This window comes from Mesorhizobium sp. M7D.F.Ca.US.004.01.2.1, assembly GCF_003997785.1.
GTDB lineage: Bacteria > Pseudomonadota > Alphaproteobacteria > Rhizobiales > Rhizobiaceae > Mesorhizobium > Mesorhizobium loti.
In genome coordinates this window covers 1-7,692 of record NZ_RZRQ01000278.1, presented here as the reverse complement: position 1 = coordinate 7,692, position 7,692 = coordinate 1, and the positions used below count along the sequence as shown (strand labels likewise).

Annotated in this window: 9 protein-coding genes; 7 read left to right on the top strand and 2 right to left on the bottom strand. The window is 64.2% G+C overall.

Annotated elements, in window-relative coordinates:
* A partial coding sequence (locus tag EN993_RS27335; RefSeq protein WP_127265318.1) for an aldehyde dehydrogenase family protein occupies nt 1-286 on the bottom strand: 286 nt, incomplete at its 3' end.
* A gap of 130 nt (nt 287-416) precedes the next feature.
* Nucleotides 417-908, bottom strand: coding sequence for an Lrp/AsnC family transcriptional regulator (locus tag EN993_RS27330; RefSeq protein WP_109670199.1), 492 nt, complete (start codon nt 906-908; stop codon nt 417-419).
* 83 nt (nt 909-991) lie between these two features.
* Here EN993_RS27330 and EN993_RS27325 point away from each other — a divergent pair, with 83 nt between their 5' ends.
* The 7 genes from EN993_RS27325 to eutB all read left to right on the top strand — a co-directional run bounded on the left by EN993_RS27325 (nt 992) and on the right by eutB (nt 7,645).
* Complete coding sequence (locus EN993_RS27325) at nt 992-2,377, top strand: PLP-dependent aminotransferase family protein (RefSeq protein WP_126067932.1); 1,386 nt, start codon at nt 992-994, stop codon at nt 2,375-2,377.
* 272 nt (nt 2,378-2,649) lie between these two features.
* On the top strand, nt 2,650-3,441 hold the full coding sequence (ehuA, locus tag EN993_RS27320; protein WP_109670044.1) for an ectoine/hydroxyectoine ABC transporter ATP-binding protein EhuA: 792 nt from the start codon (nt 2,650-2,652) through the stop codon (nt 3,439-3,441).
* Nucleotides 3,442-3,528: 87 nt separating this feature from the next.
* Nucleotides 3,529-4,380: an ectoine/hydroxyectoine ABC transporter substrate-binding protein EhuB gene (ehuB, locus tag EN993_RS27315; RefSeq protein WP_109670042.1), complete on the top strand. Its 852-nt coding sequence runs from the start codon at nt 3,529-3,531 to the stop codon at nt 4,378-4,380.
* Nucleotides 4,381-4,545: 165 nt separating this feature from the next.
* Nucleotides 4,546-5,205 (top strand): ectoine/hydroxyectoine ABC transporter permease subunit EhuC, encoded by a 660-nt coding sequence (ehuC, locus tag EN993_RS27310; protein WP_109670040.1) that lies wholly within the window; start codon nt 4,546-4,548, stop codon nt 5,203-5,205.
* Nucleotides 5,205-5,864 carry an ectoine/hydroxyectoine ABC transporter permease subunit EhuD gene (gene ehuD, locus EN993_RS27305; RefSeq protein ID WP_109670038.1) on the top strand — a complete coding sequence of 220 codons (660 nt, stop codon included), beginning with the start codon at nt 5,205-5,207 and terminating at the stop codon, nt 5,862-5,864. Before ehuC ends, ehuD begins: the two co-directional genes overlap by 1 nt.
* A gap of 3 nt (nt 5,865-5,867) precedes the next feature.
* Complete coding sequence (gene eutA, locus EN993_RS27300) at nt 5,868-6,647, top strand: ectoine utilization protein EutA (RefSeq protein ID WP_109670036.1); 780 nt, start codon at nt 5,868-5,870, stop codon at nt 6,645-6,647.
* Between the two features lie 5 nt (nt 6,648-6,652).
* The gene (eutB, locus tag EN993_RS27295; RefSeq protein WP_164757836.1) at nt 6,653-7,645 is read left to right on the top strand and encodes a hydroxyectoine utilization dehydratase EutB; all 993 of its coding nucleotides are present in this window, start codon (nt 6,653-6,655) and stop codon (nt 7,643-7,645) included.
* Nucleotides 7,646-7,692 lie beyond the last annotated feature (47 nt).

The window sequence follows — 7,692 nt, the reverse complement described above, 5'->3', positions numbered from 1 at the left end:
GCTCGAACCATTTTCGCAGGATTTTCGAGCGCTCCTGCGGCAATAGCGCCCGCCAGGCCGGAAAGGCGCGCGCCGCGGCATCGATCGCGTTTGTCGTCTGCCGGCCATCGAGCGCGGCGACGAAAGCGACAGTGGTGCCGGTGGCCGGATCGGTTACCTCGAAACTTTCGGCAGCCTCGCTCGCCGTCCAGTGGCCGTCGACATAGGCGAGTTCGCGCAACAGCCGGCGGTCGGCGAGGCCGTCGAGCGCTTCATGGCGATGCGAGCGGGCGAAATGCGCGGACATGGTCGATGCCTCCCGGTTCGGACTGATGCGGGAAGACTATCCGCCCGATGCAGACAGAGAGGCTGTTTGGATGCCTTGAAGTAGAGAGACTCTCTCTATTGTGCCGTCCGGCGAGAGGATCTCTCCAATCCTACGGCGACGCCGGCAGCAGGTCGGCTATCGGCAGCGCGATCTCGTCCTTCACTGTCTTGATGACGATGTAGGTGAAGTAGCGATCGATGCCGATTTCGCGGTCGAGCAAGCCATCGACCAGCCGTTGGTAGGCGTCGATGTCGCGCGCCATCACCTTCAGCACATAGTCGACGCCGCCGCCCACCGACCAGCAGGCGACGATCTCGGGAATGTCGCGGATGACGCGCTCGAAGCGATCGAAATCGGCCTGGCGGTGGTTGGCCAGCGTCACCTCCATCAGCACGGTGGCGACGGGTGCGACGACGCGCATGGCGATCCTGGCGTGGTAGCCAGACACGATCCCGGCTTTTTCCAGTTTGCGCAGCCGCATCCAGCACGGCGTCGGCGACAGGCCGACCTGCTCGGCCAGCGCCAGCTTGGTGATGCGTCCGTCGCGCTGGATGGCGTCGAGGATTTTCAGGTCGATCGGGTCGAGTTTCGCAGCGTTCATCGGCGTCCACTTTTTCGTCCACCGCACCATGACGGCGCATTATTTCGATTGTCAATTGCACTGATTTCGATCTCTAATAAGTCATGACATTGTGGCAACCTGATCCCGCGCTCATCCGGCGGCCAGCCTATCAATCGCTGGCCGACCAGTTCGCGCGCGCCATCCATGACGGGCGCCTTGCCAATGGCGCACGACTGCCGACCCATCGCCGGCTGGCTGACGACCTCAAGCTTTCGGTGCAGACGGTCAGCCGCGCCTATGAGGAACTGATCCGGCGCGGCCTGATTTCGGGCGAGATCGGCCGCGGCAGCTTCGTCCAGACGCAGCGCCGCGAGCCGGAACCGCCATACCTGCCGGAGCGGCTGGGCGAAGTTATCGATCTCTCGATCCTGAAACCGGTCTGCGAGCCGATGCATCTGGAGCGGCTGAAGCAGGCGCTGGGCTGGCTGGCCGAGAACCTGCCGTCGAGTTCAGCCCTTTCGTTCCGGCCCAACATGGTGTTTCCGCGCCACCGCGCGGTGGCGGTCGAATGGCTGAAACTGTGCGGGCTCGACACCTCCGCGCAGAACATCAGCCTGACCAACGGCGCCACCGCCGGCATGACCGTGGCGCTGATGAGTGTGGCGCCGCCTGGCTCGACGGTCGCCACCGAGGCGATCGGCCATCACACGCTGGTGCCGCTGGCCCGCTATCTCGGCTTCAACCTGGAGGGGCTGCCGATCGACGACAACGGCCTGATCCCGGAGGCGCTGGACGAGGCGTGCCGGCTTTCCGACATCCGCGCCGTGTTCGTGCAGCCCTCGGTGATCAACCCGACGGCGACGCTGATGGATGCGGCGCGGCGCGAGCAAATCGCGGCTGTGGCGCGCAAGCACGACATCGCCATCATCGAGAACGATGTGCTGGGTCCCCTGGTCGAAGACCGGCCGCCGCCGGTTGCTGCCTTCGCGCCAGAGCGCACGCTCTACGTCACCTCCTTCACCAAGATCACCGTGCCCGGACTGCGCATCGGCTATCTCGCCGCGCCTGACCGTTATGTCGCCGCCGTCGCCAACCGGCATCTGGTCTCGAACTGGATGGCGACGCCGCTGGTGGCGGAGATCGCCACCAAATGGGTGACCGACGGCACGGCGATGGAGCTTGTCCATTGGCAGCGCGCGGCATTGCGGCGCCGGCAGGATATTGCGGCGCAAGTGCTGGCGGGGGTCGACTATCGCGCCAAGCGCGACGGGCTGCATGTCTGGCTGCAACTGCCGGCCGACCGCGCCGAGGAGAGCTTTGTCGCCCAGGCTCGCCTGCAAGGCGTGGCGATCGCACCCGGCACCTCCTTCCGCATCTCGGATGCGCCCTGGCATCCGGCGGTGCGCATCTCGCTGGGCTCGACCACCGAGGGGGAACTGCGCGCCGGCCTCGGCGTTGTCACCAAGCTGCTGCTTGGCGATCCGGAGCATCTGCTGCTCGCTATCTAGCGAGTACGCCGCTATTCGGGTGATGCCGGTCTGCGAAAGGTAGCCTCCTGCGCTTCCGGTATTCACGTACGAAAGTACGCTCCGTTCCGGTTCTCGGAGGCTCCCATTCTCGGCTCGGCCTGACCCGAATCCCGGCGCACTCTTCGGCACTGGTTGCTCAAGAATTGTGCGGAATGGGAAATATTGTCATGATATTATTTTCCCAATTGACATGATTTGGCGCGTTCCGCATCGTTAAGGGGCACAGGCTTCTCCAGCACGGGGAAATTCATTTGTCCGCATCAGCGCCCATTATCAAGATCGACGGCATCTCGAAGAGCTTCGGCAGCTTCAAGGTGCTGGACGGCCTGTCGATGCAGGTCATGCCTGGCGAGAAGCTGGCGCTGATCGGTCCGTCAGGCTCGGGCAAGACGACGATCCTGCGCATCCTGATGACGTTGGAGCGCATCGATGGCGGTCATATCCAGATCGACGGCGAGCAGCTCTACCACATGGAGCGCAATGGTCAGTTGCTGCCCGCCGATGAGCGGCACCTGACAAGGATGCGCCAGAAGATCGGCATGGTCTTCCAGCTGTTCAACCTGTTTCCGCATAAGTGCGTCATGGACAATGTCACGTTGGCCCCGATGCTGACCAAGGGCACGCCGCGTGCCGCCGCCGAAAAGCGGGCGATGGAACTGCTCGAGATGGTCGGCATGGCCGACAAGGCGAAGAACATGCCGGCACAGCTTTCCGGTGGGCAGAAGCAACGCGTGGCGATCGCCCGGGCGCTCGCGCTATCGCCGAAGATCATGCTGTTCGACGAGGTGACGTCGGCGCTCGATCCGGAACTGGTCGAGGAGGTGATGAACGTCATGCGCAAGCTCGCCGCCGAGACCGACATGACCATGCTGCTGGTCACCCACGAGATGGGTTTCGCCCATGATTTCGCCGATCGGGTGCTGTTCTTCGATCGTGGCAAGATCGTCGAGGAAGGCAAGCCCGACGAGATTTTCCGTCATCCCAAGCAGGAGCGTACGCAAGGCTTCCTGAAGAAGATCATCGCGGCCGGACATCGCGTCTGACCGTAATGCCGAGGCGGCAACGCCGCCGTCAAGGGCGGCGAGGCCGCCCGTAACAAAAGCAAGACAAGAAACAAGGAGTTGGGAACAATGAACAAACCTAGCATTCTGGCCGGCGTTGCCGGTCTTGCACTGACGGCGGTGCTGGCCGCCTCGACCGCCGGTTCGGCCGACGACAGCAAGCTCGAGCAACTCAAGGCACAAGGCTTTGCCCGCGTCGCCATCGCCAACGAGCCGCCCTATACGGCGGTCGCCGCCGACGGCAAGGTCTCGGGCGCGGCGCCCGATGTGGCGCGCGAGATCTTCAAGCGCCTAGGCGTCGCCGACATCGTCGCCTCGATCTCCGAATATGGCGCGATGATTCCCGGCCTGCAGGCCGGTCGCTTCGATGTCGTCACCGCCGGCCTGTTCATGAAGCCGGAACGCTGCGCTGCCGTTGTCTATTCAGAGCCGGTGCTGTGCGACGCCGAGGCGATGCTGGTGAAGAAGGGCAACCCGAAAGGCTTCAAGAGCTACGAGGATGTCGCCAAGGACACGACCGCCACGATCGGTGCGCCCGGCGGCGGCACCGAGGAGAAGCTGGCGCTCAACGCCGGCGTGCCGCGCGAGCGTGTCATTGTCGTGCCGGACGGCCAGAGCGGCGTGAAGATGCTGCAGGACGGCCGCATCGATGCCTATTCGCTGCCGGTTCTGTCGATCAATGATCTGGTCAAGAAGGCCGCTGATCCAAACCTCGAAGTCATCGCTCCGGTGCAGGGCGCGCCGGTCTATTGCGACGGCGCCGCCTTCAAGAAGGGCGACGAGGCGCTGCGCGACGCCTTCGACGTCGAGCTCGCAAAGATGAAGAAGTCGGGTGAGTTCGCCAAGATCATCGAGCCCTATGGCTTCTCCGCGGCAGCCGCGATGTCGACGACCCGCGACAAGCTCTGCGCGGCGAAGTAGCGCCTGTTTTCCTTCTCCCCGTTTTACGGGGAGAAGGTGGCCCGAAGGGCCGGATGAGGGGCGGTGCCAAGTTTTGCCAAGCTAGCGCTGCCCCTCATCTGCCTGCCGGCATCTTCTCCCCGTGAACGGGGAGAAGGGTCCAAGAATTACCAACGTGGAACCTCAATGACCCAGTGGTCCGGCTATTTCGGCCTGATATTGCAGGGAGCGCTTGTCACCATCGAGCTGACGCTGATGGGATCGGTGCTTGCCCTGTTCATGGCCTTTCTCGCCGGAATGGGTCGGCTGTCGCGTTTCTTCGTGCTGCGCGCGCTGGCCACCGCCTACATCGAATTCTTCCGCGGCACCTCGATCTTCGTGCAATTGTTCTGGGCCTATTTCGTGCTGCCCTTCATCGGTATTTCGCTGACGCCGTTGCAGGCCGGCGTGCTGGCGCTCGGCCTCAATGTCGGCGCCTATGCCGCCGAAGTGGTGCGCGGCGCCATCCAGTCGATCGGCCGTGAACAGTATGAAGCCTGCACCGCGCTCAATCTCGGCCGCTGGCAAGGCATGCGCCACGTCATCCTGCCGCAGGCGCTGCTGGTGATGCTGCCGACCTTCGGCAACAACGCCATCGAACTGCTCAAGGCGACCGCCGTGGTATCGCTGATCTCGCTCACCGACCTGACCTTCCAGGCGCAGGTGGTGCGGTCGCAGACCGGCAACACCTTGGTGCCGTTCGCCACCATCCTGATCATCTATTTCGTCCTGGCGCTGCTCATCTCGTGGGGCGTGCGCTCACTGGAACGCCGCATGGCGCGCGGCCTCGATGGGGTGCGTGCCTGATGGAATGGGATTGGAATTTCGTCTGGGAAATCATGCCGACGCTGATCCAGGGCGTGAAGATCACCATCCTGGCGACACTGCTCGGCTCGGTGCTGGCGGCGATCGTCGGGCTGGGCATCGCGCTGGCGCGCCGCTCGCCCAACAGGGCGTTATCGCGCACCGTCGGTTTCCTGGCCGAGTTCATTCGCGGCACGCCATTGCTAGTGCAGCTCTATTTCATCTTCTACGTGCTGCCCGACATCGGCATCCTGTTACCGCCGCTGGTCGCCGGTGTCATCGGACTCGGGCTGCACTACGGCACCTACACCGCCGAGGTTTATCGCGCCGGCATCGACAATGTGCCGCGCGGCCAATGGGAGGCCGCCAAGGCCTGCAATCTTAGCGCCAGGCAGACCTGGACCCACATCATCATTCCGCAGGCCATTCCGCCGATGATCCCGGCGCTGGCCAATTATTTCATCGCCATGTTCAAGGAAACGCCGCTGCTGTCGGCGATCACCGTGCTGGAGCTGATGAACCAGGCGAAAAGTGTCGCCAACACCTACTATCGCTACATCGAGCCGATCACGCTGGTCGGTGCCTTCTTCCTCGTCATCAGTCTGTTTTCGGTCGTGCTGCTGCGCTGGCTGGAACGCCACTACGGCAAGATCGAGAGGTAGCCGATGAAACCCTTGCCCGAGATCAAAGTTTACCCAAAGAGGCCAGCGCTGGATGTGCGCCCGCTAGAGCGGCGCGTCGGCCTGATCATCCTTGCCACCGACCACACCAGCGAGCCGGATTTCCGCCGCATGGTGGCGAGCGAGCGGATTGGCGTCTACGTCGCGCGCATTCCCTACGCCAACCCGACGACGCCGGAAAACCTGCGCAAGATGCAGCCGGCGCTGACGGCGGGCGCGGCCCTGATCCTGCCGGACGAGCCACTCGATGCCATCTGCTACTCCTGCACTTCGGCGTCGGTGGTGATCGGCGATACCGAGATCGAGGCCGCGATCCAGGCTGCAAAGCCCGGCGTGCCAGTCGTCACGCCGCCGATGGCGGGCGTGCGCGGGCTGCGTGTGCTGGGCGCGAGCAAGATCAGCATGCTCACTCCCTACACGGTCGAGACATCTAGGCCGATGGCCGCCTATTTCGCGGCGCGCGGCTTCGACATCGTTAGCTTCACCTGTCTCGGCTTCGAGGACGACCGCGAGATGGCGCGCATCGCACCCGCAACGCTTGTCGATCTGGCGCGTGAGGCGACCGACGCGAGCGCCGATGCGCTGTTCGTCTCCTGCACGGCGCTGCGCGGTGCACTGGCGGTCACCGGAATGGAAAAGGCGATCGGCCGTCCCGTGGTCACCAGCAACCAGGCGACCGCCTGGAATTGTCTGCGGCTTTGCGGCGATGACACAGCCCATCCCGAATTCGGCCGTCTGATGACGCTGCCATTGCCGCGTGCTTGATGATCATGACACAGGTCACCCTTGAGCACATTCGCGCCGCGCGCGAGCGCATTGCCGGCAAGATCGAGCGCACGCCGACCGTGCTATCCCAGAGTCTTTCCGAACAGTTGGGCGCACAGGTTCATCTCAAGCTCGAGCACCGGCAGACCACCGGCAGCTTCAAGTTGCGCGGCGCCTCGAATGCCGTCGCTTCGCTGAGCGCCGAGGAGAAGGCTCACGGCGTGGTCGCAGCCTCGACCGGCAATCACGGCCGCGCGCTTGCCCATGCGGCGAAGCTTGAAGGCATGCGCGCGGCGATCTGCATGTCGCGGCTGGTACCTGAAAACAAGCTCGACGAGATCCGCCGGCTTGGCGCGGAGGTCCGCATCGTCGGCAACAGCCAGGACGATGCCCAGCAGGAGGTCGATCGGTTGGTGGCGCAGGAGGGGTTGGTCATGCTGCCGCCCTTCGACCACCCGGCTATCATCGCCGGGCAAGGCACGCTCGGACTGGAGATGATCGAGCAGGTCCCGGATGCTGCTCTCGTTCTGGTCCAGCTCTCCGGCGGCGGGCTCGCCTCCGGCGTTGCCGCAGCCGTCAAAGGTGTCAGTCCCCGGACAAAAGTCATCGGCGTTTCGATGGCACGCGGCGCGGCGATGAAGGCGAGCCTCGATGCCGGCCATCCGGTGCTGGTGGAGGAGCTGCCGACGCTGGCGGATTCGCTCGGCGGCGGCATCGGCCTCGACAACCAGCTGACCTTCGCCATGTGCCGCGACCTGCTCGACGATGTCATCCTGCTCGGCGAGGACGAGATCGCCGCCGGCATCCGCCACGCCTATGCGCAGGAACGCGAGATCGTCGAGGGCGCTGGCGCGGTCGGCATCGCCGCGCTGCTCGCCGGCAAGGTCAAGGCGAGCGGTCCAGTGGTTGTTCTGCTTTCCGGCCGCAACATCGATATGAACGCGCACCGCACAATTGTCTGCGGCGAGGCGCCGTCGCTTAAGGAGCGTGCCGCATGAGCCGGATGACGATCCTCACAGAAGCCGAATTGCGGGCGATCGTCACG

Excerpts from the sequence above, each read along its gene's own strand:
- EN993_RS27330 (WP_109670199.1), bottom strand. The coding sequence starts at position 908 with ATGAACGCTGCGAAACTCGACCCGATCGACCTGAAAATCCTCGACGCC.
- EN993_RS27325 (WP_126067932.1), top strand. The coding sequence starts at position 992 with ATGACATTGTGGCAACCTGATCCCGCGCTCATCCGGCGGCCAGCCTAT.
- ehuB (WP_109670042.1), top strand. The coding sequence starts at position 3,529 with ATGAACAAACCTAGCATTCTGGCCGGCGTTGCCGGTCTTGCACTGACG.
- ehuC (WP_109670040.1), top strand. The coding sequence starts at position 4,546 with ATGACCCAGTGGTCCGGCTATTTCGGCCTGATATTGCAGGGAGCGCTT.
- ehuD (WP_109670038.1), top strand. The coding sequence starts at position 5,205 with ATGGAATGGGATTGGAATTTCGTCTGGGAAATCATGCCGACGCTGATC.
- eutA (WP_109670036.1), top strand. The coding sequence starts at position 5,868 with ATGAAACCCTTGCCCGAGATCAAAGTTTACCCAAAGAGGCCAGCGCTG.
- eutB (WP_164757836.1), top strand. The coding sequence starts at position 6,653 with ATGACACAGGTCACCCTTGAGCACATTCGCGCCGCGCGCGAGCGCATT.